The organism is Streptomyces sp. NPDC006551 (assembly GCF_040611675.1).
Taxonomy (GTDB): Bacteria; Actinomycetota; Actinomycetes; order Streptomycetales; family Streptomycetaceae; genus Streptomyces.
This window is the reverse complement of the sequence record NZ_JBEXOT010000046.1, coordinates 22,837-49,197: the sequence shown is the minus strand read 5'-3', so window position 1 is coordinate 49,197 and position 26,361 is coordinate 22,837. Positions and strand designations below refer to the sequence as shown.

General features: G+C 71.4%; 23 protein-coding genes. 9 read left to right on the top strand and 14 right to left on the bottom strand.

Going from position 1 to position 26,361, the window contains the following annotated elements; all coding sequences use genetic code 11:
• The 12 genes from ABZY12_RS29205 to ABZY12_RS29150 form a co-directional block, all read right to left on the bottom strand.
• A partial coding sequence (locus ABZY12_RS29205; RefSeq protein WP_356895494.1) for a homocysteine S-methyltransferase family protein occupies positions 1 to 2,183 on the bottom strand: 2,183 nt, incomplete at its 3' end.
• 36 nt (positions 2,184 to 2,219) lie between these two features.
• A complete protein-coding gene (locus ABZY12_RS29200) occupies positions 2,220 to 3,203 on the bottom strand; it encodes a carbohydrate kinase family protein (RefSeq protein WP_356895492.1) in 984 nt (327 codons plus the stop codon).
• A 4-nt stretch (positions 3,204 to 3,207) separates the two neighbouring features.
• The gene (gene metK, locus ABZY12_RS29195) at positions 3,208 to 4,443 is read right to left on the bottom strand and encodes a methionine adenosyltransferase (protein ID WP_356895490.1); all 1,236 of its coding nucleotides are present in this window, start codon (positions 4,441 to 4,443) and stop codon (positions 3,208 to 3,210) included.
• A complete protein-coding gene (locus ABZY12_RS29190; protein ID WP_356895488.1) occupies positions 4,440 to 4,697 on the bottom strand; it encodes an acyl carrier protein in 258 nt (85 codons plus the stop codon). Before ABZY12_RS29190 ends, metK begins: the two co-directional genes overlap by 4 nt.
• 11 nt (positions 4,698 to 4,708) lie before the next feature.
• Positions 4,709 to 5,158, bottom strand: a complete 450-nt coding sequence (gene acpS, locus ABZY12_RS29185; RefSeq protein WP_356895486.1) for a holo-ACP synthase — start codon at positions 5,156 to 5,158, stop codon at positions 4,709 to 4,711.
• A gap of 1 nt (position 5,159) precedes the next feature.
• Entirely contained in the window at positions 5,160 to 6,047 is an 888-nt protein-coding gene (locus ABZY12_RS29180) for a hypothetical protein (RefSeq protein WP_356895484.1), read from the bottom strand.
• 52 nt (positions 6,048 to 6,099) lie between these two features.
• Positions 6,100 to 6,993, bottom strand: coding sequence for a diiron oxygenase (locus ABZY12_RS29175; RefSeq protein WP_356895482.1), 894 nt, complete (start codon positions 6,991 to 6,993; stop codon positions 6,100 to 6,102).
• Between the two features lie 199 nt (positions 6,994 to 7,192).
• Positions 7,193 to 8,236: a class I SAM-dependent methyltransferase gene (locus ABZY12_RS29170; protein ID WP_356895480.1), complete on the bottom strand. Its 1,044-nt coding sequence runs from the start codon at positions 8,234 to 8,236 to the stop codon at positions 7,193 to 7,195.
• Complete coding sequence (locus ABZY12_RS29165; RefSeq protein ID WP_356895478.1) at positions 8,233 to 9,075, bottom strand: SAM-dependent methyltransferase; 843 nt, start codon at positions 9,073 to 9,075, stop codon at positions 8,233 to 8,235. Before ABZY12_RS29165 ends, ABZY12_RS29170 begins: the two co-directional genes overlap by 4 nt.
• A 66-nt stretch (positions 9,076 to 9,141) precedes the next feature.
• Positions 9,142 to 9,678, bottom strand: coding sequence for a MaoC family dehydratase (locus ABZY12_RS29160; protein WP_356895476.1), 537 nt, complete (start codon positions 9,676 to 9,678; stop codon positions 9,142 to 9,144).
• Between the two features lie 117 nt (positions 9,679 to 9,795).
• Positions 9,796 to 10,971, bottom strand: a complete 1,176-nt coding sequence (locus tag ABZY12_RS29155; protein WP_356895504.1) for an aminotransferase class I/II-fold pyridoxal phosphate-dependent enzyme — start codon at positions 10,969 to 10,971, stop codon at positions 9,796 to 9,798.
• A gap of 133 nt (positions 10,972 to 11,104) precedes the next feature.
• Positions 11,105 to 12,541 carry an MFS transporter gene (locus tag ABZY12_RS29150; RefSeq protein WP_356895474.1) on the bottom strand — a complete coding sequence of 479 codons (1,437 nt, stop codon included), beginning with the start codon at positions 12,539 to 12,541 and terminating at the stop codon, positions 11,105 to 11,107.
• A gap of 143 nt (positions 12,542 to 12,684) precedes the next feature.
• Between ABZY12_RS29150 and ABZY12_RS29145 the strand changes: the two genes are divergently transcribed.
• The 4 genes from ABZY12_RS29145 (at position 12,685) to ABZY12_RS29130 (ending at position 18,855) form a co-directional block, all read left to right on the top strand.
• The gene (locus ABZY12_RS29145) at positions 12,685 to 13,356 is read left to right on the top strand and encodes a hypothetical protein (protein ID WP_356895472.1); all 672 of its coding nucleotides are present in this window, start codon (positions 12,685 to 12,687) and stop codon (positions 13,354 to 13,356) included.
• Between the two features lie 244 nt (positions 13,357 to 13,600).
• Positions 13,601 to 14,827 carry a Cmx/CmrA family chloramphenicol efflux MFS transporter gene (locus ABZY12_RS29140; RefSeq protein ID WP_356895502.1) on the top strand — a complete coding sequence of 409 codons (1,227 nt, stop codon included), beginning with the start codon at positions 13,601 to 13,603 and terminating at the stop codon, positions 14,825 to 14,827.
• Between the two features lie 84 nt (positions 14,828 to 14,911).
• Complete coding sequence (locus ABZY12_RS29135; protein WP_356895470.1) at positions 14,912 to 15,937, top strand: hypothetical protein; 1,026 nt, start codon at positions 14,912 to 14,914, stop codon at positions 15,935 to 15,937.
• 71 nt (positions 15,938 to 16,008) lie between these two features.
• Positions 16,009 to 18,855: a hypothetical protein gene (locus ABZY12_RS29130; RefSeq protein ID WP_356895468.1), complete on the top strand. Its 2,847-nt coding sequence runs from the start codon at positions 16,009 to 16,011 to the stop codon at positions 18,853 to 18,855.
• On the opposite strand, the gene ABZY12_RS29125 is transcribed toward ABZY12_RS29130, so the two are convergent.
• Together ABZY12_RS29125 and ABZY12_RS29120 are read right to left on the bottom strand one after the other, a co-directional pair.
• Positions 18,843 to 19,139 (bottom strand): DUF4031 domain-containing protein, encoded by a 297-nt coding sequence (locus tag ABZY12_RS29125; RefSeq protein WP_356895466.1) that lies wholly within the window; start codon positions 19,137 to 19,139, stop codon positions 18,843 to 18,845. The two genes, ABZY12_RS29130 and ABZY12_RS29125, sit on opposite strands and share 13 nt — an antisense overlap.
• 30 nt (positions 19,140 to 19,169) lie before the next feature.
• Positions 19,170 to 19,526, bottom strand: a complete 357-nt coding sequence (locus ABZY12_RS29120) for a hypothetical protein (RefSeq protein WP_356895464.1) — start codon at positions 19,524 to 19,526, stop codon at positions 19,170 to 19,172.
• A gap of 101 nt (positions 19,527 to 19,627) precedes the next feature.
• Between ABZY12_RS29120 and ABZY12_RS29115 the strand changes: the two genes are divergently transcribed.
• The 5 genes from ABZY12_RS29115 (at position 19,628) to ABZY12_RS29095 (ending at position 26,122) form a co-directional block, all read left to right on the top strand.
• Positions 19,628 to 20,602 carry a MurR/RpiR family transcriptional regulator gene (locus tag ABZY12_RS29115; RefSeq protein ID WP_356895462.1) on the top strand — a complete coding sequence of 325 codons (975 nt, stop codon included), beginning with the start codon at positions 19,628 to 19,630 and terminating at the stop codon, positions 20,600 to 20,602.
• 62 nt (positions 20,603 to 20,664) lie between these two features.
• Positions 20,665 to 21,594, top strand: coding sequence for an N-acetylmuramic acid 6-phosphate etherase (gene murQ / locus ABZY12_RS29110; RefSeq protein ID WP_356895460.1), 930 nt, complete (start codon positions 20,665 to 20,667; stop codon positions 21,592 to 21,594).
• Positions 21,595 to 21,638: 44 nt separating this feature from the next.
• A complete protein-coding gene (locus ABZY12_RS29105) occupies positions 21,639 to 23,093 on the top strand; it encodes a PTS transporter subunit EIIC (protein ID WP_356895458.1) in 1,455 nt (484 codons plus the stop codon).
• Positions 23,094 to 23,412: 319 nt separating this feature from the next.
• A complete protein-coding gene (gene helR, locus ABZY12_RS29100; RefSeq protein ID WP_356895456.1) occupies positions 23,413 to 25,560 on the top strand; it encodes an RNA polymerase recycling motor ATPase HelR in 2,148 nt (715 codons plus the stop codon).
• 85 nt (positions 25,561 to 25,645) lie between these two features.
• Entirely contained in the window at positions 25,646 to 26,122 is a 477-nt protein-coding gene (locus ABZY12_RS29095; protein WP_356895500.1) for a GNAT family N-acetyltransferase, read from the top strand.
• The last annotated feature ends 239 nt before the right edge of the window (positions 26,123 to 26,361 follow it).

Here is a 26,361-nt window from a genome sequence, read left to right as displayed (position 1 = left end):
GTCGCGAGGACGATCGTGCCCTTGCCGTCGTCGTCCGTCTTCTCCATGTGCGGTTCGAGGTACGCCACGGCCGTCTTCATGACCTCGGCGGACTGAAGGACGAACGGCAGCTGCATCCGCCCGGAGCCGAACAGCTCGCCGACCGTCTTCATGCCCTCCAGAAGGGTGTCGTTGACGATCGCCAGAGCCGGCCGCTCGGCCAGAGCCTCGTCCAGGTCGGCCTCCAGGCCGTTCTTCTCGCCGTCGACGATCCGGGCCCGCAGCCGCTCCTCCAGCGGCAGGGCGAGCAGTTCCTCCGCCTTGCCGGCCTTCAGCGACTTCGCGGTGGCGCCCTCGAAGAGTTCGAGGAGCCGCTGCAACGGGTCGTACCCTTCGCGCCTGCGGTCGTAGATCAGATCGAGCGCGACCTCGACCTGCTCCGGCTCCAGCCTGGCGATGGGAAGGATCTTCGACGCGTGCACGATCGCCGAGTCGAGACCCGCCTTCACGCACTCGTCGAGGAAGACCGAGTTCAGTACGATCCGCGCCGCCGGGTTCAGCCCGAAGGAGATGTTGGACAGACCCAGCGTGGTCTGGACGTCCGGGTGGCGGCGCTTGAGCTCGCGGATCGCCTCGATGGTGTGGATGCCGTCCCGCCGGGACTCCTCCTGCCCGGTGCAGATCGTGAAGGTGAGCGTGTCGATCAGGATGTCCGATTCCCTGATCCCCCACTTGCCGGTGAGATCGGCGATGATCCGCTCGGCGATGGCGACCTTCGCCTCGACCGTCCGAGCCTGGCCCTCCTCGTCGATCGTCAGCGCCATCAGCGCCGCCCCGTGCTCCTTCGCCAGCGCCGTGACCTGCGCGAACCGCGACTCGGGCCCGTCACCGTCCTCGTAGTTGACGGAGTTGATCACGGCCCGGCCACCGAGCTTCTCCAGCCCGGCCCGCAGCACGGCGATCTCGGTGGAGTCGAGCACGATCGGCAGCGTGGAGGCGGTCGCGAACCGCCCGGCCAGCTCGGCCATGTCGGCCGTGCCGTCCCGCCCCACGTAGTCCACGCACAGGTCGAGCATGTGCGCGCCCTCGCGGATCTGGTCGCGGGCCATCTCGACGCAGTCGTCCCAGCGGCCGTCCAGCATGGCCTCGCGGAACCTCTTCGAGCCGTTGGCGTTGGTCCGCTCACCGATCGCCAGGTACGACGTGTCCTGGCGGAAGGGGACATGGCTGTACAGCGAGGAGGCGCCGGCCTCCACCTCGGGGACCCGCGCCGGCACGGCCGCTCCCCGGACGCGCTCCACGATCCGCCGCAGATGCTCCGGGGTCGTGCCACAACAGCCGCCGACGAGCGCGGGGCCGTAGTCCCGTACGAAACCCTCCTGCGCGTCGGCCAGTTCGGCCGGCGAGAGGGAGTAGTGGGCGCCGTCCGACGTCAGCACCGGCAGGCCGGCGTTGGGCATGACGGACAGCGGCACACGGGCGTGCTTCGACAGGTACCGCAGGTGCTCGGCCATCTCGGCCGGTCCCGTGGCGCAGTTGAGCCCGATCATGTCGATGCCGAGCGGCTCCAGGGCGGTGAGCGCCGCCCCGATCTCCGAGCCGAGCAGCATCGTGCCCGTGGTCTCCACGGTCACCTGCACGATCAGCGGCAGGTCGAGGCCGCACCACTCCAGGGCCCGGCGGGCGCCGATGACCGCCGCCTTGGTCTGGAGCAGGTCCTGCGAGGTCTCGATCAGCAGGGCGTCGGCGCCGCCCCGGATCAGTCCTTCGGCGTTCTGCTGGTACGCGTCCCTCAGCGGCTCGTACGTGGTGTGGCCGAGGGACGGCAGCTTGGTGCCGGGGCCCATGGAGCCGAGGACCCAGCGGGGGCGTCCGTCGGCGGCCGTGTGGGTGTCGGCGCTGGTACGGGCGATCCGGGCGCCGGCCTCGGACAGCTCGTACACGCGGTTCTCGATGCCGTACTCGGCGAGCGCGGCGAGGTTCGCGCCGAAGGTGTTGGTCTCGACGCAGTCCACGCCGACGGAGAAGTAGGCGTCGTGGACGGAGGCGACGATGTCCGGACGGGTCAGGTTGAGGATCTCGTTGCAGCCCTCCAGGTTCTGGAAGTCGTCCATCGTCGGGTCGGCGGCCTGGAGCATCGTGCCCATCGCCCCGTCGGCCACCACGACCCTGGTGGCGAACTCGTCCCGTAGCGACCGCCTCATGTCAGCCCCCTCATGACAGCCCCCTGATGACGGTCCTCATGCCAGTCCTCTCAGATGGGTCACCAGCGAGGCCGTGCACCCGACCCCGTACGTCGTCCTGATCCGGTCGAGCAGCGAGTCCCGGTGCAGCCGGTACTCCTGCGTCCCCACGTAGTCGAGTACGGTCGCGGCGACCGCGCAGCCCAGCTGGGCCGCGCACCGCTCGGGCACACCCCACAGCGTCCCGGCGAGGAACCCGGCCCGGAAGGCGTCCCCGACCCCGGTCGGGTCGACGACTCCCGGCACCTGGACCGCCGGCACGGCCAGCGGCTCCCGGCCCTGGCCGCGGACCCGGACACCGGCCTCGCCGTGGGTGGTGAGCCAGGTGCCGACGCGGCGCAGGACCTCCGCCTCCGACCAGCCCGACTTCTCCAGGAGCAGTGCCGTCTCGTACTCGTTGGTGAACAGCCAGCGCGCGCCGTCCACCAGCTCCCGCACCTCGTCCCGGCCGAGCCGCGCCAGCTGCTGCGACGGGTCGGCGGCGAACGGGATGCCGAGGTCGCGGCAGGCGCGGGTGTGCCGCAGCATGGCCTCGGGGTCGTCCGGGGAGACCAGGACCAGCTCCAGGCGCCCGGTCCGGGCGACGACGTCCCGCAGGTCGATCTCGCGGGCCTCCGCCATCGCTCCGGCGTAGAACGTGGCGATCTGGTTCTGCGCCCGGTCGGTAGTACAGACGAACCGGGCGGTGTGGAGCGACTCGCTGACGCGCACCGAGTCGGTGTCCACACCGTGGTCCTTCAGCCAGACCCGGTACGGCTCGAAGTCGGAGCCGACCGCGCCCACGAGAACCGGGCGCAGTCCGAGCACGCCGAGTCCGAAAGCGATGTTCGCTGCCACTCCGCCGCGCCTGACCTCCAGGTTGTCGGCGAGGAACGACAGGGAGACCCGGTCCAGCCGGTCCGCGAGCAGCTGCTCGGTGAACCAGCCGGGGAAGGTCATCAGATGGTCGGTCGCGATGGATCCCGTGACAGCGATACGCATTTCCTCAGACCCCTTCGTCCTTTTGCGCCTCCGGAGCGCTCGCCGCCTTCTTCAGGGCCTCCACGCGGTCCGTGCGCTCCCAGGTGAAGTCGGGGAGCTCTCGGCCGAAGTGGCCGTACGCCGCCGTCTGGGCGTAGATCGGCCGCTTCAGGTCCAGGTCGCGGATGATCGCGGCCGGCCGGAGGTCGAAGACCTGGCCGACGGCGTCCTGGATCGCCCCGTCGGACAGGGCGCCCGTGCCGAAGGTCTCCACGAACAGGCCGACCGGCTCGGCCCTGCCGATCGCGTACGCGACCTGCACCTCGCACCGCTTGGCGAGCCCGGCCGCCACGACGTTCTTGGCGACCCAGCGCATCGCGTAGGCGGCGCTGCGGTCGACCTTCGACGGGTCCTTGCCGGAGAACGCGCCGCCGCCGTGGCGGGCCATGCCGCCGTACGTGTCGATGATGATCTTGCGGCCGGTGAGACCGGCGTCGCCCATCGGGCCGCCGACCTCGAAACGCCCGGTCGGGTTCACCAGCAGCCGGTAACCGTCGCTCTCCAGGTTGACGCCCTCCTCGGCGAGCGCCTTCAGCTCGGCCTCGACGACGAACTCCCGGATGTCCGGCGTCAGCAGACCCTCGACGCTGATGTCGGCGGCGTGCTGGGACGACACCACCACCGTGTCCAGACGGACGGGACGGTCGCCGTCGTACTCGATGGTGACCTGGGTCTTGCCGTCGGGCCGCAGATACGGGACGGTCCCGTTCTTGCGGACCTCCGTCAGCCGCCGCGCCAGCCGGTGGGCCAGCGCGATCGGCAGCGGCATCAGCTCGGTCGTGTCGTCGCAGGCGTAGCCGAACATCAGGCCCTGGTCGCCGGCGCCCTGCGCGTCCAGCACGTCCGAGCCGCCCTCGACCCGGTTCTCGTACGCCGTGTCGACGCCCTGGGCGATGTCCGGCGACTGGGAGCCGATGGACACCGACACCCCGCAGGAGGCGCCGTCGAAGCCCTTGGCGGAGGAGTCGTAGCCGATGTCGAGGATCGCCTCGCGCACCAGCTTCGCGATCGGGGCGTACGCGGTGGTGGTGACCTCGCCGGCGATATGGACGAGACCCGTGGTGAGCAGGGTCTCCACCGCCACCCGCGAGGACGGGTCCTCGGCGAGCAGCGCGTCGAGGATGGTGTCGCTGATCCGGTCGGCGATCTTGTCGGGGTGGCCCTCGGTCACCGACTCCGAGGTGAACAGGCGCCGGCTCATGCCTGGCCCACCTCCGCACGCGCGTCGGCGAAGAAGTGGGTCTCGATCGCGGCCAGGGTCCGGATGGCGTCGACCTCCAGGGTCTCCATCTGGATGGACCGGCCGCTCTCCTGCTCCAGCAGGAAGACGAACTCGACGAAGGACAGCGAGTCGATGAGCCGGTTCTCGATGAGGTCCAGGTCGGCCGCGATGTCGTCGCGCTCCGGGTGACGCTCGAGGATCCAGTTCTTCACCTGCTGCAGGCCGTCGGCCATGGTGGGACTCCTTAGTGATGGTGTACGGAAGGGGTGGGGGGCGCGACGATGATCGGGGCGGCCACCGCGACCGCGTAGTCCACGTCGTGGCTGATGGACACGGTGATCTCGGTGATCCCGGACTCGGCGGCCATCTCGGCGGCCGACCGGTGCAGCTCCACCAGCGGCCAGCCGCCTTCGGAGCGCCGTACGACGATGTCCGGCCAGGGCAGGAACCTGCCCCTGACCCGGAGGGTCTTGAAAGCCGCTTCCTTGGCCGCGATCCGCCCGCACAGGCTCATGACGTCGAGCCCGGAGGAGGTGCGGCAGTCGGCGAGTTCGCCGGGGGTGAGCATCCGCTCGAAGAACTTCTCGCCGTACTCGGTGAGAAGCCGGCGGACACGGTTGACGGACACGATGTCCATGCCGAGGTTCGCCCAGCCCAGGCCGCCCGCCGGCGGGGCGACGGGTCGGGCCGGCACGTCAGATCACCGGCCCGGCCGCCACGCTCACGTCGGCGCGCATGCGGGCGTTCGCGTCGAGGACCGCCTGCGTCGCCGCTTCCCAGTCGCCGTGCCGGCGGGTCAGCGCGGACAGCCAGCGCTCCAGGCCGAAGGCCACGCAGCTGGTGAACGCGGGCCCGCCGTTCGACGCGAGCGTGATGTCGCAGCGCTCGCCGAAGAAGTTGCGATGGGTGTTGACCGACGCGATCGCCAGGTCCTCGTAGAGGAACTCGTACTTCACCGGCGTGAGGCGCTGGAGCAGCGCCTTGGAGCCGCCCTTGTCGAAGAACGGGTCGCAGGCGGCCTCCCTGCGCAGCGGCAGGTCGAGCGCCTCGGCGAAGGCCTGGACGCGGGTGGTGAAGTCGACCAGATGCGTCTCGGCGTGCTCGCGTGCGCCGATGGCGACGATCTCGCGCATACGGAAGCCGAGTTGGCGCCGCATGCCTTCGTAGTGGGTCTCCTTGCGGAAGCACCAGGAGCAGACGGTCACCAGGGTGTCGTCGGCGACCCGCCGGCCCTGGTGGTCGAGGTAGACGGCGTAGCAGGACGCCGAGGGCAGTCCGAGCGCGGCGGGTTCGAGCGCGTCGCACGGAAAGCAGCCGGTGTCGGTACAGAAGGCCGAGGTCTCGCGGCGCTCCAGGTCGAGCGGGGCGGCGACGACGGCCTGGTGCGGGAAGTTGTCGTAGTAGTCGAGCCGGGCCAGGTCGGCGGCCGGCAGCAGCGGGGGCATGGTCATCGGGCGGGCGCCCGCGGTCACGCCCCAGCTCTCGAAGGTGTCGTCGAGGAGCCGCAGCAGGGCGGTCGCCTCGGGGCCGAGGGACGGCAGGCCCCTCGTCTCCCCGGCACTCGCGGGGGTCGTCACGGTCATGGTCGATGCACCTCTCGGGTGATCTCTCGGATGATCTGCCGATCGGGCGGGCTCAGACGACGGGCAGGGTGTCGTCGGAGAAGATCCCGGTCTTCAGGAAGAAGGCGAGCGGCTTGCGGATCGCCTTGCGCTCGTACGGACGGCGGCGCTCGTCGGCGACCAGCGCGTTGCGCAGGGCCAGCGGGTCGGCGATGCCGGCGTCGCGGTACACGTGCGGGTTGTACAGCGAGTTGATGCTGAAGACGACGTACCGCTTGAGATAGGTCTCGACCTCCGCGACGCGTGCGGCGGGGACCGCCTCGCGCATCCGGGTGAAGAGCAGGGAGACCAGCTCGCGGCCGAAGGCGATGTGGCGGGACTCGTCCTGGTGGTGGATGCGGTTGACCTCGCGGATGGTGTGGCACAGGGAGTCGTCCTGCGCCATCCGCATGTTGTAGTGGTCGACCAGCTCCTCGAAGAACAGGATGCGGGCGAAGACGAGGAAGTTCTCCACCTCCGGCTCCCAGGCGGAGTCGGCGCGCATCGCGGTGGAGCCGTAGATCTTGTCGCCGTAACGGCGGCAGAACTCGGCGAAGAACCACATGTGCTCGTTCTCTTCGCCGATGAAGTGGTGGAAGAAGTCCGAGGGGACCTCGAAGCCGGGCATGTGGATCCGGCCGACGACCTCGATGAGCAGCTCGCGGATGCCGTGCACGTTGAGGCTGTAGAAGTTGACGGACTCCCACTTGGAGAGGCGCTGGATCGTTTCCTCGCCGAGCTCGTCGTAGTACGGCGTGCCGTAGACGGTGAGCAGCTCGGGGGTCATCCAGAGCTGCTTCTCCTCCAGCTGATCGGGCCAGTCGAACTGCTGGTAGGGGTTGTAGTACTCCTCGATGGAGCGGGAGCTGAGCCGCTCCAGGACTTCCATGAACCGGTCGGTGACGGGCAGGGGGGCGGTGACGCCCATGATGAACTCCTCTTTTCTTGAGGCTCGGTTCGCCTCCGGGGGCCTTGAGCCGGGCTCACGCGTCCGTACGTGCTCGCTCCCTCGTTCCTCGGGAACTGCGCGCGCTCGGACGCGTTCCCCCGACGGCCCCCTTCGGCTCACTCGCCCTAGGCGCACGGGGTGGACGTGAGGGCCGTCGGGGTGCGGGAGCCCCGGGCCGTCAGGGCCGGACTTCGTAGACCGCGTTGACCGGGGTCTCGGTGGCGCGGCGCCAGCGGGTGAAGCCGGCCTCCTCGGCGATGGCGCGGAACGCCTTCTCGCCGGAGTGGTTGCCGAGCGCGTGCGGGCCGCGCTGGGCGACCGCGACGGGCAGGCACATCACGGCGGACAGGGCCATGAACATGCGGGCGGCGGGGGTGTTGGTGTCGATGTCGGCGGGTGAGACGTTCGACTCGACGAGCATCCAGGTGCCGTCGGCGTCCAGCGACTTGTGGACGTGCTGGGCGGCGGCGACCGGGTCGCCCATGTCGTGCAGGGCGTTGAAGAAGCACACCAGGTCGTAGCCGGTGCCGGGGTAGTCGTCGGCGGAGGCGACCTCGAAGACGACCCGGTCGGACAGACCGGCCTCCTCGGCGAGCTGCCGGGCGATGGCGATGGCCTCTTCGGAGTAGTCGAAGCCGTGGACGGTGGCCTGCGGGAACGCCTTGGCGATGAGCAGGGTGGTGTGGCCGACGCCGCAGCCGACGTCGGCGACGGTGCCGCCGGCGGCGAGCTTGCCGGTGACCTCGTGGAGGGCGGGCAGCCAGTCCGGGACGAGCTTGTGCTCGTACGTGGGTTGGAAGAAGGAGCCCATGCCGGTGTCGAGGGCCGCGTCGTGCTCGGCCCAGCCGACGCCGTCGCCGGTGCGGTAGGCGTCGACGAGCAGGTCCTCGGTGGCGTACAGCGCCTTGAGGGCGGTGAAGAACCCGGCGGCGAAGGTGACGGCCTCCGGGTCGGCGAGCACCTCGACGTGGTCGGCGGGCAGCGTGTACGTCGCGGCGCTCGGATGGCGCTCGACGTAGCCGGCGGAGAGCTGGGCGTGCAGCCACTCCTCGATGTACCGCTCGTTGGTGCCGGTCTTCCGCGCCAGCTGCGCGGCGGTGAGCGGGCCGTGCTCGGCGAGGCACTTGTACAGGCCGAGCCGCTCGCCGAGAGCGACGGTCAGGCCGCGGACGGCCGCACCGGCGTCGGTGATGACCTTCTGGTGGAAGTCGTGGGCGCTCATGCGGCCTTGTCCCCCTCGTACGTCGGCAGGTCACAGGTGAACAGGAAGGAGCGGGGCACGCGCGGGACGGTGCGCGGCGGAACCGGGTAGGGCCAGCGGTCGAAGTCGGCGCCGTCCTCACCGGGCTGCTTGACCTCGCGTACGTCCCAGCCGCAGGCGGCGAGCAGCGCCTCGGGCTCCTCGGTTCCGAAGAGCCACGGGTTGCCGTCCTCGCGCAGGGCGTTGAGGAACGGCCGGGCGAGCGGGTTCTCCAGGGCGGCCCTGGAGATGACGTCGCCGAGCAGCACGGAGCCGGGCGCCGCGTGCGCGGACAGCGTCGAGATGAGGGTCCGTACGGCGTCCTCCGGGAGGAAGAACAGCAGGCCCTCGACCACCCACAGGACGGGCTCGTCGCTCTTCCATCCCGCCTCCTTCAGCGGACCGGTCCAGTCCTGGGTGAGGTCGACCGGGACGGTGATCCGGGTACGGCCGGCGGGCGCCGGTTCCTGGCTGAGCATCTCCGCCTTGGCCTCCAGGAGGGCCGGGCGGTCGAGCTCGTAGACGGTGACGCCGTCGGGCCAGGGCAGCCGGAAGAACCGGGTGTCCATGCCGGCGGCGAGGAAGACCACCTGACGGATGCCGCGCTCCTGCACCGCCTTGACGATGGCCCGGTCCAGGTAGGTGGTGCGGATGGCGAGGAACGGCACGGTGCCGCCCCCCGCGTAGCGCTCGAGCAGCTCGAAGCCGATCCGGTCGGCGACGGTGCGCGCGTAGGGATCGGCGAACAGCCGGTCCTCGCGCTCGGTCTCCAGGGCGCGCGCGGCGGCGGTCCACTGGGCGGTGCGGGATACGGCCTCCACAGGAGGTCCCCCTTCATTCGGGTGTCGGAGATTCGGACGGCCGTGTTCAGCCGGGCGTCTGAAGTGTCAGGCGCTCGCGACCGGTGCGCGGCTCTTCGTACGGGCGCACGCGACGGGGTCCTCGGCCGCGGACATCGACGACAGATGGTCGGCGTCGGACTCGGCGGGGCGCCGCCGGAAGATGCTGTGCAGGATCATGCTGAACACGGCCGTCCCGTCGGCGGCCACCAGCGTGCACCGCGGTTTGACGGTGCCGGTGGCGGGGTTGAACGGCGACGGGGCGGAGCCAAGGATCTCCACGCGGGCGGTGAGGACGTCCCCGGGCCGTACGGGGCGCAGATAGCGGACCTCGTCGATTCCGGGTGATCCCATGCAGGCGCTGTAGGCGAGCAGTCCGTCCACGTAGCGCCGCATGAACATCGCCTGCGTGTGGAAGCCGCTCGCGATGAGCCCGCCGAACTGCGAGCGGGCCGCGAGGTCGTGGTCCGTGTGGAAGGGCTGCGGGTCGAAGCGCCTGCCGAACTCCAGCACCTCCTCCGCGGTGACGGTGACGGTGCCCAGTTCATGGACATCGCCGGGCCGGAAGTCCTCGAAGTAGCGCATCGCGCGCCCCCCTTGACCTAAAGGAGTGGTCGTTCCCTGGCATCACCCAATCTACGAATGGCTCGTTTATTTTGTCAACCCAAAAGAAGGCTCATATGACCCCAGCCGCCCGGCCGTTCACCCCCCGCCGTCGCCGAGCGCGCGCTCGAAGTCGCTCCACAGGTCCTCCACCCCCTCGATGCCGACGGACACCCGCACCAGACCGGCGCCTATGCCGGCCGCGGCGAGCGCGTCCACGTCGAGCTCGCGGTGCGAGGTGGACGCGGGATGGGTCACCAGCGTCTCGACACCGCCCAGGGAGAGCGCGAGCCGGGCGATCCGTACCCGCTCGATGAACGCCCGGCCCGCCTCCCGGCCGCCCGCCAGCTCGAAGGAGAGCAGCCCGCCGCCCCCGGACAGCACCTTGCGGGCCGTCGCGTACGAGGGGTGGCCGGCGAGCCACGGGTAGTGGACGGCCGACACGTCCGCACGGGCGGCGAGCCGTTCGGCGAGGACGGCGGCGTTGGCACAGTGTTCCCGCATCCGCAGCGGCAATGTCGTGATCCCGCGCAGGGTCAGCCAGGCCGCGAACGGGTCGGCGCACGCGCCGAGTTCGACCGTGCGCGGCCACACCGCACGGCGCAGCTCCCCGTCGGCGAAGACGGCCGCGCCGCCGAGGACGTCCGAGTGCCCGGAGAGGTACTTGGTGGTGGAGTGGACGACGATGTCGGCGCCGAGCTCCAGCGGACGGCACAGCACGGGCGAGGCGAGCGAGTTGTCGACCACGCTGGTGATCCCGAGCCCGCGGGCGGCGGCCAGCATCCCGGGCAGGTCGGGCACCTGACCGGTCGGATTGGCGATCGTCTCCATCACCAGGAGCCGGGTGCGGGGGTGCCGGGCGGCCGCCTCGAACTCGGCGGCGTCGTCGCCGGAGACATGGCTGACCTCGATCCCGTACCGCTCGGCCAGGTCGGAGAGGACCGCGTAGGTCCCGCCGTACAGACACCGCTGCGCGACGACGTGGTCGCCGGGGCGCAGCAGGGCGAGCAGCACCCCGCTGATCGCGCCCATGCCGGAGGCGAAGGCGATGGCCGAATCACCGCCCTCGAGCCCGGCCAGGGTCTTCTCCAGGGCGCGTACGGTCGGATTGCCGCGGCGGCTGTAGACGTACCGGCCGTCGGGCCCCGCCATGGCCTCGGCCAGCTCGTCGGCCGAGTCGAACGCGAAGGCCGAGGACTGCACGAGCGGCACCGACAGCGGGCGGCTGCCGGGGTCGGGCGGCTCGTTGACGACGTGGACGGCCCGCGTGCTCATGTCTTGTGTGTCTCGCATGCCAACTCCCCTGCCGGGTTGCGGAGATGTGCCGGGTTACGGAAAAGGGGCCGCCCGACGTCCGTCGTGGACATCGGGCGACCCCTGGGCGCGCACGGCGAACGCACCCCGTGCGTCACACGGAGACCTTGTCGCCCTGCGGGGCCGGGGCGGCCGCGCCGGGGGCGAGGGCCTTGTCGCTCTTCATCACGAGGAGCGTGACGACACCGCCGACCGCGGCGATGATCGCGGCGCCGATGAAGGCGGCCGAGAAGCCGTCGGTGAGGGCGGGCAGGTTGCCGAGCTGGTCGGCGCCCTGGGACATGGCGACGGCGGTCAGCGCGGCGAGACCGAGCGCCGAGCCGACGTTGTAGGTGGTGTTGACGATGCCGGAGGCGAGACCCGCCTGCTCCTGCGGGGCACCGGACATGGCGGCGATCATCGCCGGGATGTAGGCGAGGGACATGCCGAGCGCGGCGACGAGCGAGGCGGGCAGGACGTCGACGAGGAAGGTCCCGGTCGGCGGGACGGCCGCGAGCCAGACCAGACCGGCCGCGAGGACCAGCAGACCGCCGGCGATCAGCGGCTTGGCGCCGAACCTGCCCATGAGGCGGGCGGTGATGGCCGTCATGAAGATCATCAGCAGGACGGTCATCGGAAGCAGCGCGGCACCGGACTCGAAGGCGCCGTAGTTCAGCACCTGCTGCAGGTAGAGGTTGAGGAAGTACCACATCGGGATCCAGGCGGCACCGAGCAGCGTCATGGCCAGGTTGGCCGAGCCCAGGCGCGGGACCCGCCAGACGCTGAGCGGCATGAGCGGCTCGCGGACGGCCTTCTGGATCACGAAGAAGAGGATGAGCAGCACGGCGGCGCCGGCCAGCTGGAGGACGGTGCCGGTGGAGCCCCAGCCGACCTCGGGGGCGCGCACCACGGCGAACACGGCGAGCGCGAGACCGGCGGTGACGGCGACGGCACCCAGGACGTCGACGGAGCCGCGGCGGGACTCGACGTTCGGGAGCAGCTTGGTGGCGGCGAGGGTGGCGAGGCCGATCGGGATGTAGATGATGAAGACCCACTGCCAGCTCATCCACTCGGTGAACACGCCACCGAGGAACACACCCGCGGTACCGCCGGCGGGGGCCGCGGCGCCGTAGAGGGCCATCGCCTTGCCGAGCTCCTTCGGGTCGTGCATGAAGAGCATCATCAGCAGGGTCATGGCGGAGGGCGCGATGAGCGCACCGCCGACGCCCTGGACGGCGCGGCCGACGATCTCGACCCAGGCGGTCTGCGCGGCGGCGGCGAGGACCGAGCCGACGATCATGACCGCCCAGCCGGAGACGAAGATCTTGCGCGCGCCGACGAGGTCGGAGAGGCGGCCGCCGAGGAGCAGGAGCCCGCCGAAGACGATGACGTAGGCGTTGAAGATCCACTGGAGCTCGCTCTGCGAGAAGCCGAGGTCCTTCTGCATCTCGGGGAGAGCGACGCCGATGATCGAGGTGTCCATGATCACCATGAACTGGGCGGCGGCGAGCACGACAAGTGCCCACCAGCGCCGGGGATTGACGGTTGACATTGCCCTGCTCCTTCTCTCGCACATACCCCTGGGGGGTACCTTCGCGGAGCACCGTAGCATACCCGTAGGGGGTATGTAAGAGTGCGATGAGGAAGAGCCTGGAAGGCAGCCCTCCGCAGCTACGGGCAGGCACAATGCCGTCCATGACCGCAGAAGAAGAGCGCGCGCCCGACCGCGAGCTGCTCCAGCGCTGGACCTCGACCCTGCTCGCCGCCAGAGCGGGCCGCGAGGGCCCGGACCCCGACCCGTACGGCCGGAACCTGCTCACCCGCTGGGCCGAGCCGCAGCGCAGGTACCACACCGTCGACCACCTGCGGGCGGTCCTCGACCGCATCGACGAACTCGCCGCTCAGGGGCCGTCCGACGCCGAGTGGGAGCTCGTCCGCCTGGCCGCCTGGTTCCACGACGCGGTCTACCGCCCCGACCGCTCGGAGAACGAGGAACGCTCCGCGGCCCTGGCCGAAAAGGCCCTCACGGAGGCGGGCCTCCCGGCCCGCGACGTGACGGAGGTGGCCCGCCTGGTCCGCCTCACGATCACCCACGACCCGACGCCCGGCGACACCAGCGGCGAGATCCTCTGCGACGCCGACCTCGCGATCCTGGCGACCGACCGGAATACCTATGCGGGGTATACGTCCGCGGTCCGCGAGGAGTACGCCTTCGTCCCGGACGACGCCTTCCGCGCGGGCCGCGCGGCGGTCCTGCGCCAGCTGCTGTCATTGCCCCGCCTCTTCCGCACGCCGTACGGGGCGGCGACGTGGGAGGAGAGGGCGCGCCGGAACCTGGAGGGGGAGCTGGAGAGCCTGGGGGCGTGAAACCCGTTGTGGGCTTTCGCTCCTCCCCCAGACTTCGTCCGGGGGGGGACCCCCGAGCGGAACGGGTGGGCACAACGGACGGCGCCCTGGCGGGCGCGTCCGCTCCAGGGCCTCGGCGCGCACGGACCGTCCGCATGCCAAGACACCTGCGCCCGGAGGAATGTCAGGCATAAACCCCCTGTTGACGCATGTCATGCCGTCACTCGCCGCCGAGCCCACGTCTCCCGCACCCACCCCCGCCCGAATGCCCCTGGCCGTCTACATCCTCGGCCTCTCCGTCTTCGCGCTCGGCACGAGCGAGTTCATGCTGTCCGGGCTGCTGCCGCCCATCGCCGACGACATGAACGTCTCCATCCCGCGCGCCGGGCTGCTCATATCCGCCTTCGCCATCGGCATGGTCATCGGCGCCCCCCTGCTCGCCGTCGCCACCCTGCGGCTCCCCCGCAAGACGACCCTCGTCGCCCTGATCGCCGTCTTCGGTCTCGGCCAGGTCGCCGGAGCCCTCGCCCCCAACTACGCGGTGCTCTTCGCCTCCCGCGTCGTGAGCGCCCTCGCGTGCGCCGGGTTCTGGGCCGTCGGAGCCGCCGTGGCCATCGCCATGGTGCCGGTCGGCGCCCGCGCCAAGGCGATGGCGGTCATGATCGGCGGCCTCTCGATCGCGAACGTCCTCGGTGTCCCCGCGGGCGCATTCCTCGGCGAGCACCTCGGCTGGCGCTCCGCGTTCTGGGCGGTCGGCGCCGCCTCCGCCATCGCGCTCGTCGGCGTCGTGACCCGCATCCCGCACATTCCCCTGCCGGAGACGAAGCCCCGGCTCAAGCGGGAGCTGGTGATCTACCGCGACCGCCAGGTGCTGCTCTCCGTCGTGATCACCGCCCTCGCCGCGGGCGGCATCTTCTGCGCCTTCTCGTACCTCGCTCCGGTGATCACCGACGTGGCCGGCATCGACACCGGCTGGGTCTCCGCGATCCTCGGCCTCTTCGGCATCGGCGCGCTCATCGGTACGTACATCGGCGGCCGCGTCGCCGACGCGCACCTCTTCGGGGTGCTGCTCAGTGGCATCACCGCCTCGACGCTCTTCCTGGTCGCCCTGGCCCTCTTCGCCTCCAGCCCGGTCGCCACGGTCCTGCTCGCCTTCCTGCTGGGCGTCTCCGCCTTCTACACCGCCCCGGCCCTCAACGCCCGCATGTTCAACGTGGCCGGCGCCGCCCCGACGCTCGCGGGGGCCACCACCACCGCCGCCTTCAACCTGGGCAACACCGGCGGCCCCTGGCTCGGCGGCACCGTCATCGACGCGAACCTCGGCTTCGCGGCGACGGCGTGGGCGGGCGCCGCGATGACGGCCGTGGCCCTGGCGACGGTCGCGCTGGCCCTCCGCCTGAGCCGGCGTACCGCGAACAGCCACATCGTGGCGACCTCCTCGGCGTCGCACCAGGAGACGAGCCCGGAGCCGAGCATGGCCCGCGTGGACTGACCCGTCCCACCCTGTGGCACTGTGACGCCGATCGCCTCCCCCACAAGGGGGGAGGCGCAGGCGCACAAGAAGCAGGGGGAGTCAGTGATACCCGCGCGACACAAGGGGTTCAGAATCTTCAGGGCGTCGGGACGCGCCGTCGCGGCGGCCGCCGGTGCGCTCGTCCTCGCGCTCGGCGGCTCGGTGCTCGGCGCCCCGCCCGCCGCCGCCGTCTCGGCGGACTTCGAGTACCAGGTGAGGCCGAAGGCGGACCCGTACGAGGACGTACCGGGTACGGAGATCACCTTCGACGCGGCGGCCGGGGAGAGGTCGCTCCTCTGGTCCCGGTACTTCTCGGTGGAGCCCGTCTCGGCGCTGTCGTCGGGTGACAACATCGGCAACACCTTCGCCATCCGCTGTCGCAACGCCGACGGGACCGCGCTGCCCACCGGGACCGAGGCCGGCTCCTACTGGGCCGCCAACCTGGTGCCGCCGGGCGAGACGCGTCTGGACTCCGCGCTCCGCTGGCTGTTCATCGCCCCGGCGGACGGCAGCTACACCTGCCGCCTGTCGATCGTCTCGTACTCCTCGATCATCAAGAACGGCCGCACCGTCACCATGCGCGTCCCGGCCGGAGCCGAACTGGCCAGGAAGACCTACTCCTCGATGTCCCGCTGGACGCTGCTCGCCGGCAGCGGCACCGTGGTCGACCGGGGCACCACGGTCTCGACCGGCGGCTCCACCAACACCCCCACCGACGAGAACATCATCGTCTACCAGGACGCGGCGCTGTCGACCTGCATGGCCGAGTCCTCGATCTGCGCGGGCGGCACCGCCGCCCACACCCACACCACGGCCGAGACCTGGGTCGAGGCCCAGCCCAAGAACCCGGACGGGGCGCTCTGCGGCGGCCCGATCAAGGGCCCCGTGTCCAGGTGGAACATCACGAACGCCAAGCACCACCAGACGGCGGCCAACACCCTCCGCCTGACCAAGTCCCAGCTCGGCGGCTGCACCCAGATCCGTATGACCCTGAAGGTACGGAACGTCGACGGCAACCCGCTCAACATCCATGACGGCTACGCCACGGACACGCTCGCGGCGACGCACGGCGTGGCCTACTCCTACTGAGTCCCACCACCCGGCGGCCCTGTCATGGGTGTGTGCGAGGATCGCTCGTCGCACACACCCATGGGGGGTTCATGCCAAGGGCATCGGCGTCCACCAGACGCCCCGTTTCCGCCGTCGTCACCTGCCTGTTCGCCGTCCTCGGCACGCTCCTGCTGCCCGTCGGGTCCGCCACCGCGCAACCCGCCGCCGAGGAGTGCGTGGCCGTCCCCGAGGGGCGGTACGCGGGCGAGTTCACCGCTCCCGGCCAGACCACCTGCCTGGAGCTGCCCAGCCCGCAGGGCGCCCGGATCGCCGCGCTGACCTCGCGCGGCGGCGAAGGGACCGCCGTCACCGTCGAGGTCGTCGACGCGAACGGCACCGCGCAGTGCACGGAGAGCGCGCTCTCGTACGGTTCGTGCGCCCTCACCGGCACGGCTCCGTTCCGCGCGACGGTCCGCGCCGAGGACACCACGGCGACCGGCTCGTACGGCGTGCACTTCGTCCGTACGGACGCGCCGCAGGCCAACTGCCCGGTTCTGACCGCCGGCACCTTCGCCGACGACACCGCCGCCGTACGCCTGGAGACCGGCGACGGCGTGTTCTCGCACTGCCTGACCATCCCGGCCGACGCGCACTCCACCGCGGAGCTGTTCCGGTTCCGGTACGCCTTCCCGGACGACCGGGACGTGTTCCCGGACTACGTGGTCCGCCTGATCGACACCGACGGCAACGGCCCGGAGTCCTGCTACACCCACCCCATGGCCGGCCAGCAGCTGCGCACGGACATCCTCAGCAGCTGCTCGCTCGCCGAGGGCAAGGCGTACACCGTCCTCCTCGAAGGCCAGAACGCGCCCGCCACGCACACCCTCGTCCACCGTGACGTGACCGCCACGGCCCAGGGCTGCGCCGGCTCCGCCGCGACCGCCATCGGTGCCCCGGCCCTCCATGCCTCCTCGGGCGAGAACGGCACGCTGCGCTGCCACCGGATCACCACCGACACGGCGACGGACCGTCTGGTCATCAACGCGCGCGACACGGAGGACACCACCCACACCCTCGTCATGAACGCCGAGGGTGGCATCGAGTGCTATCTGCAGACCGTCGCGTGCACGGCCCAGGGCTCCACCAGCTACCAGGTCGTCACGCAGGCGCCGGAGGACTGGACCCTGCCGGAGTCGTACCGCCTCGACGCCTGGCGGACCGCCACGGCCGCCGGGCTCGCCCCGGAGTGCCCCCGGGCCGGATCGTTCACGTCCGGCTACGGGCCGGTGACCGGCGCGCTCTCGGAGGAGCGCCCCGCCGTGTGCGCCGTCCTGCCGACCGTGGCAGGCGACCGGTTCACGGCGAACGTCACGGCCACCGACGGCGGGACGTCCACCGCGGAGCCCACGCTCTACGGCGGCAAGGGGCAGCGCCTCTCCGGGCCCACCTACCAGACCGACGGCCAGAGCCTCTTCGTGCTCTCGCTGCCCGACGGCGCCGACCGGACCGCGTACCGCGCCACCCTGTCCTGCGCCAACCAGCCCTGCGGCGCCGAGGAGCCGTCCGTCGACACGGTCACCCCGACCAGCGCCCAGAGCGGTACGGTCGCGACCGTCACCGTGCGGGGAACTGCGCTCAGCAAGAGCACCACGGTCAAGCTGTCGGGCGGCCCCGCGCCGCTGACGGCCACCACCGTCTCGGTCTCCGAGGACGCCCGGACCCTGAAGGCGACGGTCGACCTGCGCGAGGCCCCGGCCGGCACGTGGAGCCTCAGCGTCCTCGCGTACGACAAGGAGTACCCGCGCGGCTCGTTCACGGTCACGCCGCCCACCACCGGCCCCGGTACGTACAAGCCGATCACCCCGACCCGGCTGATGGACACCCGCAGCGGACTCGGCGTCCCCAAGGGCAAGGTCGGCCCCGGCGGGACCGTCACCCTCCAGGTGACCGGCAAGGCGGGCATCCCGGCGGCCGGGGTCACCGCCGTCGTCCTCAACGTCACGGCCACCGGCCCCACCTCCGGCAGCTTCGTCTCCGTGTACCCCGACGGCACCACCCGCACGAGCGCCTCGAACCTCAACTTCACCGCCGGCCAGACGATCCCCAACCTGGTGGTCGTCCCCGTCGTCAACGGAAAGGTGAGCTTCTACAACCGCGCCGGGTCGGTCGATCTGCTGGCCGATGTCGCCGGGTACTACACGACCGACGGCACCGGCTCCACGTACGAGCCGATCACGCCCACCCGGCTGATGGACACCCGCAGCGGACTCGGCGTCCCGAAGGCCAAGGTCGGCGCCGCCGGCACCGTCACCCTCCAGGTGACCGGCAAGGCGGGCATCCCGACGGCCGGAGTCACCGCCGTCGTCCTCAACGTCACGGCCACCGGCCCGACGGCGGGCAGCTTCGTCTCCGTGTACCCCGACGGCACCACCCGCACGAGCGCGTCCAACCTCAACTTCACGGCCGGGAAGACCATCCCCAACCTGGTGGTCGTCCCCGTCGTCAACGGAAGGGTCAGCTTCTACAACCACGCGGGGACGGTCGACCTGCTGGCCGACGTGGCGGGTTACTACACGACCGACGGCACCGGCTCCACGTACGAGCCGATCACGCCCAGCCGTCTGATGGACACCCGGAGCGGACTCGGCGTCCCGAAGGCCAAGGTCGGCCCCGGCGGAATCGTGACCCTCCAGGTCGCGGGGAAGCCCGGCATCCCGGCGACCGGAGTCACCGCCGTCGTCCTCAACGTCACGGCCACCGGCCCGACGGCGGCGAGCTTCGTCTCGGTGTACCCCGACGGCACCACCCGTACCAGCGCGTCCAACCTCAACTTCGTCGCGGGCGAGACGATCCCCAACCTGGTCGTCGTGCCCGTCGTGAACGGAAAGGTCAGCTTCTACAACCGGGCGGGGACGGTCGACCTCCTCGCGGACGTGGCGGGTTACTACACGTCGTAACGCGGGAGGCTCTCCCCGGGCGCCGGCCGGCCCTTCGGCCGGCGCAGTCCCGCCTCCGTGATCCTTCGTACGAGCTCCTTGGAGCCGACCTCGACGGCGCCCGCCGCCACCGCGTCCGCGTACCGGTCCGACGGGATGTCGTAGTGGTCGCGTTCGAAGGCGCGGGGCGGGGCGCCGATCGAGGCGGCGAAGGCGTGGAGCTCCTCGTACGAGACGTCGCTGACGAGGTGCGACCACATGCGTCCGTGACCCGGCCAGGTCGGCGGATCGATGTACAGGGCCACGTCAGCCCCTCACCGCTGCGGCCGCCGCCGTCACTTCAGGCCGCCGACCGGGGCCACGACCACGCCCGCCTTGCCGCAGACCCAGTGCGGGTCCGGTCCCAGTTCCGGCTCCACGTCCAGGGCGTGCGGGTCGCCCGACGAACACACGGGACAGAGCGGCCAGCGGCCGTACCGCTCCAGGAGCGCGTCCTGGACGTCCTGCGCGACCAGCCCCGCGACGTACGTGATGCCCTCGGGCCACTGCTCGACCCACCACCGCCGGTGCGTCACCGCGTCCTCGACCATCGAGACGACCTCGGCCGCGGCCACCTCGCGCGCCGCCAGATCGGCGAGGACCAGGGCGCGAGCGGCATGCAGGGCCTGCTCCAGGGGGTCGATGTCGTCCATGGAGTCATTGTCACCCCACAAGCCTCACCGGCGAAGGCCCCCTCCGCATCCGCGGCCGACGAGGTCTTGACGCCCCCTGTGCCCGAAAATATCTTTCAGGTGTGACCAATGACGTGAAGGAAAGTTTCACCGGCGGCACCAGAGCGTCCGTACCGGGCCCGTCCGCGCCCGCCGGCGGCGGCTCCGGCGCCCGCGGAGCGCCCGCCCCCGCCGCCCTCGCGGCCAAGGTGCGGACCCTCGTGCCGTCCATGACCCGCTCCATGCAGCGGGTCGCCGAGGCAGTCGCCGGCGACCCGGCCGGCTGCGCCGCCCTCACGGTCACCGGTCTCGCCGAGCTCACCGGCACGAGCGAGGCGACCGTCGTCCGCACCGCGCGCCTCCTCGGCTACCCCGGCTACCGCGACCTGCGGCTCGCCCTCGCCGGCCTCGCCGCCCAGCAGCAGTCGGGACGGGCCCCCTCCGTCACCGCCGACATCGCCGTCGACGACCCGATCGCCGACGTCGTGGCCAAGCTCGCCTACGACGAGCAGCAGACCCTCGCCGACACCGCCGCCGGACTCGACACCGTCCAGCTCGGCGCCGCCGTCGCCGCCCTGGCCGGCGCCCGCCGCATCGACATCTACGGCGTCGGCGCCTCCGGCCTCGTCGCCCAGGACCTCGGTCAGAAACTCCTGCGGATCGGCCTCCTCGCCCACGCGCACAGCGACCCGCACCTCGCCGTCACCAACGCCGTACAGCTGCGCTCCGGCGACGTCGCCATCGCCATCACGCACTCCGGTTCGACCGGTGACGTCATAGAACCGCTGCGCGTCGCCTTCGACCACGGCGCCACCACGGTCGCGATCACCGGGCGCCCCGACGGCCCCGTGACGCAGTACGCCGACCACATCCTCACCACCTCCACCGCCCGCGAGAGCGAACTGCGCCCCGCCGCCATGTCGTCCCGTACGAGTCAGCTCCTGGTGGTGGACTGCCTGTTCACCTGCGTGACGCAACGTACGTACGAGACGGCGGCCCCCGCCCTCGCGGCCTCGTACGAAGCCCTCGCCCACCGGCACTCCCCCCGCACCCGCTGAACGTCCACGCGACCGACACCAACGCGACCGACGTCAACGACGACGCACCGAAAGAGCCGCACGTGTCCTCTACGTACTCCGAACTGCGCGCCCAGCTGGCCACGCTCACCACCGAGGCGTTCCGCCCCGAGCTCGCGGAGATCGACCGGCTTCCCACCGCCGAGATCGCCGCGCTGATGAACAGGGAGGACCAGACGGTCCCCACGGCGGTCGCCGCGCAGCTCCCGCGGATCGCCGCCGCCATCGACGCCACCGCCGCGCGCATGGCGCGCGGCGGCCGTCTGGTCTACGCCGGCGCCGGTACGGCGGGGAGGCTTGGCGTCCTCGACGCGAGCGAGTGCCCGCCGACCTTCAACACCGACCCCTCCGAGGTCCTCGGTCTGATCGCGGGCGGCCCGACGGCGATGGTGAAGGCGGTCGAGGGCGCGGAGGACTCCAGGGAACTCGCGGCCGCCGACCTCGACGGGCTGCGGCTCACCGCCGACGACACCGTGGTCGGGGTCTCCGCCTCCGGCCGTACCCCCTATGCCGTCGGCGCCGTCGAACACGCCCGCGCGGCGGGCGCTTTGACCATCGGCCTGTCCTGCAACGCCGACAGCGCGCTGGCGGCCGCCGCCGAGCACGGCATCGAGGTCGTCACCGGCCCCGAACTCCTCACCGGATCCACCCGGTTGAAGGCCGGTACGGCCCAGAAGCTGGTCCTCAACATGATCTCGACGATCACGATGATCCGGCTCGGCAAGACGTACGGAAACCTCATGGTCGACGTCCGCGCCTCCAACGAGAAGCTCCAGGCCCGCTCGCGGCGGATCGTCTCCCTCGCCACCGGCGCGCCGGACGAGCAGATCGAGGCCGCGCTCGACGCCGCCGACGGCGAGGTGAAGACCGCGATCCTGATGATCCTCGCCGACATCGATGCCAAGGCCGCCGACCAGCGCCTCACCGACTCCCACGGCCACCTGCGAGCGGCGCTGCACGCCCCGGCCGGCTGAGCGCTCCTCTCCCCCCACCCCCGCACAGCGAGGCACCACCGCACATGAGCACAGACGACAAGAACCGCGCCATCGCCGCCGCGATCCTCCCGCTCGTCGGCGGCGCGGAGAACATCGGCTCCGTGGCCCACTGCATGACCCGGCTCCGGCTGGGGCTGCGGGACCGCTCCCTCGTCCAGGACCAGGCCCTGCGGGCGCTGCCCGCCGTCCTGGGCGTGGTGGAGGACGACACGTACCAGATCGTCCTCGGCCCGGGGACGGTGGCGAGGGTGACCCCGGAGTTCGAGGCGCTGGTGGCCGCCGGGACACCGGATCTGGCGGCGCGCGGCGCGGCGATCAAGGCGGCGCGGAAGGAACGGAACGCCACCCCCTTCAAGCTCTTCCTCCGCAGGATCGCGAACATCTTCGTCCCGCTGATCCCCGCCCTCATCGGCTGCGGCATCATCGCCGGGCTCAACGGCCTGCTGGTCAACCTCGGTTGGCTGCCCGCCCTCACCCCCGCGCTCGCGGCGATGGCGAGCGGCTTCATGGCGCTGATCGCGGTCTTCGTCGGCTACAACACGGCGAAGGAGTTCGGGGGTACGCCGATCCTCGGCGGCGCGGTCGCCGCCATCATCGTCTTCCCGGGCGTCGCGAAGATCGACGCGTTCGGCCAGACGCTGTCGCCCGGCCAGGGCGGCGTGCTGGGCGCGCTCGGGGCGGCGGTGCTGGCCGTGTACGTCGAGAAGTGGTGCCGCCGCTGGGTGCCGGAGTCCCTGGACGTCCTGGTCACCCCGACGCTCACGGTCCTGATCTCCGGCCTGGTCACCCTCTTCGGCCTGATGTTCCTCGCCGGTGAGATCTCCACCGCCATCGGCGACTTCGCCGACTGGCTGCTCGCGAACGCGGGCGCGGGCGCGGGCTTCATCCTCGGCGGACTGTTCCTGCCGCTGGTGATGCTGGGGCTGCACCAGGCGCTGATCCCGATCCACACCACGCTCATCGAGCAGCAGGGCTTCACCGTCCTCCTCCCCATCCTCGCGATGGCGGGCGCGGGCCAGGTCGGCGCGGCGATGGCCGTCTACGTCAAGCTCCCCCGCAACGGCTCCATCCGCCGCACCGTCAAGTCCGCTCTGCCGGCCGGCTTCCTCGGCGTCGGCGAGCCCCTGATCTACGGCGTCTCGCTCCCCCTCGGCCGCCCGTTCGTGACGGCCTGCGTCGGCGGCGCGTTCGGCGGCGGCTTCGTCGGCCTCTTCAACATGCTCGGCGACAAGGTCGGCTCCACGGCCATCGGCCCCTCGGGCTGGGCCCTCTTCCCCCTCCTCGACGGCAACAGGGGCCTGGGCGAGACGATCGCGATCTACGCGGGCGGCCTGCTCGTCGGCTATGTGACGGGCTTCGTGGCGACGTACCTCTTCGGCTTCAGCCGAGAACTGCTGGAGGAGTTCAACGTGGACACAGAACCGGAGACCATGCCGGCCACCTCGGGCGCGCCGGCCCCGCAACCGGCGAAGGTCTGACCGTACGCACGCCACCAGGGCCGCCCCGGCCGGACACCGGGGCGGCCCTCGCACGGCCCCTCTACGCGAGAAAGGCCGACGAAATCGTCGGCCGTGGTGGCGTACCTACTCCTCGCCACTTTCAACTTATAGCGCACAGGGGGGCTTGCGGCAAGGCCCCGGTGGTGCCGCAGAATCGCTCGCCTCGGCCAGAAACCGCGGGAACGGGAGACCCATCACGTGCGTGTGCTGTTGTCGGTCCACGGGTTGTGCGGCGCCAGGAGGCGGACGTGCGCGTCGCCGGACTTCGCCGGCGCGACCTCGGATCGGAGCTGAAACCATGAACCCCCTGACCACCAGCGCGTTCGACCTTCCCGGCCACCTCTCCCCCAAGGCCGACCCGATGCTGATCGGCGGCGACGAGCAGCACTTCGCGGCCATCGCGGAGAGCCTCGAGCAGGCGATCGCCGAACTGTCCGACCGCCTCGACGCCGCGCGCGAGGCGCCCGGCGGCATCGGCCGGCAGGCGATGGAGCGGGACCTGGAGATCCACCGGCTGACCGCTCGCCTGCGCACACTGCGCCGCTTCGGCCTGGACCTGTGCCTGGGACACGTCGTCGGCGCGGACGACCCCGAACCCGTGTACATCGGACGCCTCGGCCTCACCGACATCGAGGGCCGCCGGCTGCTGCTCGACTGGCGCTCCCCGGCCGCCGAGCCGTTCTTCGCGGCGACCCACGCCAACCCGATGGGCCTGGCGAGCCGTCGCAGATACCGCTGGACCCGCGGCCGGGTCAGCGACTACTGGGACGAGGTGTTCACCGCCGACGGGCTGGAACGGCACGCCGCGCTCGACGACCAGTCCGCGTTCATCGCCACCCTGGGCACCAACCGGTCGGCCCGGATGCGCGACGTGCTCGCCACGATCCAGGCCGACCAGGACGCCATCATCCGGGCGGGCTCACGCGGCGCCCTCGTCGTCGACGGCGGTCCGGGTACGGGCAAGACCGTCGTCGCCCTGCACCGCTCCGCGTACCTGCTCTACTCCGACCCCCGCCTCGGGCACCGTCGCGGCGGCGTGCTGTTCGTCGGTCCGCACCAGCCCTACCTCGCCTACGTCGCCGACGTCCTCCCCAGCCTCGGAGAGGAGGGCGTGCGGACCTGCACCCTGCGGGACCTCGTCCCCGAGGGAGCGGCAGCGCCGGACGAGACCGACCCGGACGTGGCCCGCCTGAAGTCGTCCGCGCGCATGGTCGGGGCGATCGAGCAGGCCGTCGGGTTCTACGAAGAGCCGCCCACGCGGGGAATGACGGTCACGACGCCCTGGGCCGACATCCGGCTGACCGCCGACGACTGGGCCGAGGCGTTCCAGGCGCCGGGACCGGGGACGCCGCACAACGAGGCGCGGGACCTGATCTGGGAAGAGCTGGTCTCGATCCTGCTGGACAAGCTCGACGGCGACGTCCCGCCCGACGATTTCAGCAGGGCGCTGCGGCAGGACGACGAGCTGACCGGCGCCCTCCACGGCGCGTGGCCGCTGCTCGAAGCGACCGACCTCGTCGGTGACCTCTGGTCGGTACCCGCCTACCTGAGGCTGTGCGCTCCCTGGCTGGGCCCGGACGAGCTCCGGAAGCTGCGGCGCGCGGACGCCCAGGCCTGGACGGTGTCCGACCTGCCGCTCCTGGACGCGGCACGGCAGCGGCTCGGCGACCCGAAGGCGTCCCTGCGCAAGCGGCGGCACGACGCCACTCTCGCCGCCGAACGCGAGCGCATGGCCGGCGTCATCGACAACGTGCTCGCGGCCGACGACGACGGTGAGGGCGCGGTGACGATGCTGCGCGGACAGGACCTGCGGGAGAGCCTGATCGACGAGACCGCCCTGCCCGCCATCGACCGGGACGCCCTGGCCGGCCCGTTCGCACACATCGTCGTGGACGAGGCTCAGGAACTGACCGACGCGGAGTGGCAGATGTTGCTCCTGCGCTGCCCGTCCCGGAGCTTCACCATCGTCGGGGACCGCGCCCAGGCCAGGCACGGGTTCACGGAGTCGTGGCGGGAACGGCTCGAACGGATCGGGCTCGACCGGATCGAGGTGGCCTCCCTGAGCATCAACTACCGCACCCCGGAAGAGGTGATGACGGAAGCCGCGCCGGTCATCCGCGCCGTGCTGCCGGACGCCAACGTGCCGACCTCGATCCGCAGCAGCGGCGTCCCCGTCGCCCACGGGTCCGTCGCGGACCTGGACTCGGTCCTCGACACCTGGCTCGCCGCGCACGCCGACGGGATCGCCTGCGTCATCGGCGCCCCCGCCTTCCGGTCGACGCCCCGCGTCCGGTCGCTGACCCCGGAGCTGTCGAAGGGGCTGGAGTTCGACCTGGTCGTCCTCGTCGACCCGGAGGAGTTCGGCGAGGGCGTCGAAGGAGCGGTCGACCGCTACGTCGCGATGACCCGGGCGACCCAGCGGCTCGTCATCCTCACGAGCCCCTGACATCGGCCGCTGCCATAATCCAGCGGTGGACGCGCGAACGAGGACCGACGGGATACGGACGGGCGCGGGGCCCTTGGCATGGGCGCTGCGCCCCGGGGAACCGGCGGACGTCGAGCCGATCGCGGAGCTGCGGGCCGAGGTGCTGCGCCCGGACCTGGAGCGGTTGGGCCGGTTCGACGAGCACCGGGTGCGGCAGCGGCTGCGGGACTCCTTCTCCCCGCGACACACCTCGGTCATCCTGGCCGACGGCGCCTTCGCGGGCTGCGTCACCTTGCGCCCGGCCGAGGAGGGGCTGTGGCTGGAGCACTTCTATCTCGCCCCGCCCCTCCAGGGCCGGGGCCTCGGCTCGGCCGTCCTGCGCACCCTCCTGACCCGCACCGACGCCGACGCCGTGCCGGTCCGCCTGAACGTCCTCCAGGGCAGCGCCGCCCGCCGGCTGTACGAACGCCACGGCTTCACGGTGGACACCCAGGACCCGATCGACGTCTACATGACCCGCCTCCCCGACCTCCGGCACTCCACCGCGACCCTGCTCCTGGAACAGGGCGTGACCTCATCGTGATCAAGGAGCTGTTGGGCCACGCCCAAGGCTCCGCCTTCAACACGACGCCATCGACACCCTAAGTACCACGCTCGGCAGCCCGGCGATCACCACGGGCAACGGTGACAACGACGAACCGCCGCCCCTGCGCCATCGTCCGCTGACGTTGCCGTCATTTACTGCCGTCACCCCACGCAGAAGCCCCGCCAGGACGCACTCGACGGGGCTTCGTTTCGCGATCACGAACGGCTTCAGCAAAG